At 73.0% G+C, this 2,689-nt stretch carries 5 protein-coding genes; 4 read left to right on the forward strand and 1 reads right to left on the reverse strand.

Annotated features, from left to right (window positions below; translation table 11 throughout):
- Window positions 1-213 (reverse strand): hypothetical protein (locus DVA66_RS19200; RefSeq protein WP_198671957.1); only part of this gene is annotated, 213 nt, incomplete at its 3' end.
- Between the two features lie 117 nt (window positions 214-330).
- Between DVA66_RS19200 and rimP the strand changes: the two genes are divergently transcribed.
- The 4 genes from rimP to DVA66_RS19220 form a co-directional block, all read left to right on the forward strand.
- The gene (gene rimP / locus DVA66_RS19205) at window positions 331-945 is read left to right on the forward strand and encodes a ribosome maturation factor RimP (RefSeq protein WP_114561442.1); all 615 of its coding nucleotides are present in this window, start codon (window positions 331-333) and stop codon (window positions 943-945) included.
- 1 nt (window position 946) lies between these two features.
- Window positions 947-1,921 (forward strand): transcription termination factor NusA, encoded by a 975-nt coding sequence (gene nusA, locus DVA66_RS19210; protein ID WP_114561443.1) that lies wholly within the window; start codon window positions 947-949, stop codon window positions 1,919-1,921.
- A gap of 55 nt (window positions 1,922-1,976) precedes the next feature.
- The gene (locus DVA66_RS19215; RefSeq protein WP_114561444.1) at window positions 1,977-2,282 is read left to right on the forward strand and encodes a YlxR family protein; all 306 of its coding nucleotides are present in this window, start codon (window positions 1,977-1,979) and stop codon (window positions 2,280-2,282) included.
- A 175-nt stretch (window positions 2,283-2,457) separates the two neighbouring features.
- Window positions 2,458-2,689: translation initiation factor IF-2 N-terminal domain-containing protein (locus DVA66_RS19220; RefSeq protein ID WP_157974149.1), on the forward strand; the 232-nt coding region annotated here is incomplete at its 3' end.

Genomic DNA, 2,689 nt, shown 5'->3' on the forward strand with positions numbered 1-2,689 from the left:
CACGGCGTCCGGCCCGTCGGCCAGCGCCCGGGCCACCGCGGCCAGGGTCTGCTCGGTGCGCAGCGCGTCCTGCACCTCCGGCGGCGGCGGGGGCTGCGGCGGCGGGGTGGACGGTCCGCCGCGGACCACCGGGCTCGACCAGGTGCAGCCGGTGAGCGGCAGCGTGCCCAGGGCGGCGGCCGCGAGCAGACGACGGCGGCTCAGCGTGGACACCCCGGGGACGCTACCGCAGCGAGCCGGTCGCGGGGGCGGCGCGGACGTATATGCTCGACCGTCCCGGACATCGCGCCGGGACAACTGCCAGGCACAACCGGATGGAGGGACGGGCACGTGAAGGACTCCGACCTGGACGACCTGTTCACCCCCGTCCTCACCGCGCACGGGCTCGAGCTGGAGCACCTCTCGGTGCAGGCCGCCGGACGCCGCCGCGTGGTCAAGGTGGTGGTCGACGGGGACGGGCCGCAGGGACGTGGGCCGCTGCTCGACGACATCGCCGCCGCCGCCAAGCAGCTCAACGACCTGGTCGACGAGCACGACCCCAGCGGGGTCTCGCCCTACACCATCGAGGTCTCCTCTCGGGGGCTGAGCCGACCGCTGACCAAGCCGCAGCACTGGCGTCGCAACCGCGGCCGCCTGGTGAGGCTGGAGGTGGGGGAGGAGCAGCTGACCGGTCGCGTGGTCGCCTCCGACGACACCACGGTCACGCTCGAGGTCGGCGGCGCGCGCCGCACGCTGGAGCAGGCGGAGGTGCGCCGGGCGCTGGTGCAGGTCGAGTTCAACCGGCCCGACCCGCTGCCCGACGTGGACGAGGGCACCGACGACGAGGGCACCGACGACGAGGGCACCGACGACGAGGGCACCGACGACGACCTCGCTGACGAGGACGTCGACGACGAGCTGGACGAGCACGCCTCCGACGAGGACGAGGACGAGGGAGGACGCTGAGATGGACATCGACATGGCCGCGCTGAAGGCGCTGGAGCGCGACCGCGAGATCCCCCTGGACGTCCTCGTCCGGGCCCTGGAGGAGGCCATGCTCCAGGCCTACGAGAAGACCGAGGGCGCTCACCCCGGCGCCCGGGTCAACCTCGACCGCAAGAGCGGCAAGGTGCAGGTGATGGTGCCCGAGCTCGACGAGGACGGCGAGCGGATCGGGGAGTACGACGACACCCCCGCCGGGTTCGGCCGGGTGGCCGCCACCACCGCCCGCCAGGTCATCCTGCAGCGGATCCGCGAGGCCGAGGACGAGCAGAAGTACGGCCACTTCGCCGGCGTGGAGGGCGACATCCTCTCCGGGGTCGTGCAGCAAGACGCCAAGTCGCGGACCGTGCTGGTCGACCTGGGCAAGATCGAGGCGATCATGCCGCTGGCCGAGCAGGTGCCGGGGGAGCGCTACACCCACGGGCGCCGGCTGCGGGTGCAGGTGGTGGCGGTCCGCAAGGAGCTGCGCGGGCCGCAGGTGGTGGTCTCCCGCACCCACCCCGACCTGGTGCGCAACCTCTTCCGGCTCGAGGTGCCCGAGATCGCCAGCGGGCTGGTCGAGATCAAGGCGGTGGCCCGCGAGGCCGGGCACCGCACCAAGATCGCGGTGGTCAGCCACAACCCCGACGTCAGCGCCAAGGGCGCCTGCATCGGCCCGATGGGCCAGCGGGTGCGCGCGGTCATGCACGAGCTCGACGAGGAGAAGATCGACATCGTCGACTGGTCGGAGGACCCGGCCACCTTCGTCGCCCAGGCCCTCTCGCCGGCCAAGGTCGCCTCGGTGACCGTCGTCGACGCCGCGGCCAAGGCCGCCCGGGTGGTCGTGCCGGACTACCAGCTGTCGCTGGCGATCGGCCGCGAGGGCCAGAACGCCCGGCTGGCCGCCCGGCTCACCGGCTGGCGGATCGACATCCGCTCCGACGCCGAGACCCAGGCCTGAACCCACCCGACCGCCGGTGCTGACCCCGGTGGGGTCGATCGGGTAGGCTGTCGCGGTGGATCAGCCGGTACGCACCTGCGTGGGGTGCCGGCGACGGTCCAGCCAGTCCGAGCTGATCCGGCTGGTGGCCCGGCCCGGCACCGTCGAGGTGCTGGTCGACCGCCGTCGGTCGCTCCCGGGGCGGGGCGCCTACGTGCACCCCGACCCGGCCTGCACCGAGCTCGCGGTCCGACGCAGGGCGATCGGGCGGGCGCTGCGCCTGGAGGGGGTCGACCCCAACCAGGTCTCCGACCTGCTCGCCCCCCTCGCCGACCCGCAGCGGGCGTCCCCGACTTGGTCGGGGTCGGGGGGCTCGGCGTAGAGTGGCAACGCATTCCGCGGTCCCCGTAGGACGGGGGCCGTCCGAACCGACCCGCACCACCCGGTGCGGGTCAGACCAGGAAGTGAGCTGACGCTCATGACGACTCGATGAGTAACCCTCAATGAGCCAGTACAACTGAGTGGTCCGCGTGCAGACGCGGACCGATGGGAGAAGAGTGGCAAAGGTCCGTGTCTACGAGCTCGCGAAAGAGTTCGGAGTCGAGAGCAAGGAAGTTCTGAAGACCCTCGGTGACATGGGGGAGTTCGTCCGCTCGGCGTCCTCGACGATCGAGGCGCCGGTGGTCCGCCGGCTGACCGAGCGGCTGAGGGCCGACGGTGCCGGCCAGCCCAACGGCAAGGCCCGCGGCAACGGCGGTCAGTCCGCCGCGCCCGCCCCCCGTCCGAGCG

The organism is Desertihabitans aurantiacus (assembly GCF_003344635.1).
In the GTDB taxonomy this organism is placed as follows: Bacteria; Actinomycetota; Actinomycetes; order Propionibacteriales; family Propionibacteriaceae; genus Desertihabitans; species Desertihabitans aurantiacus.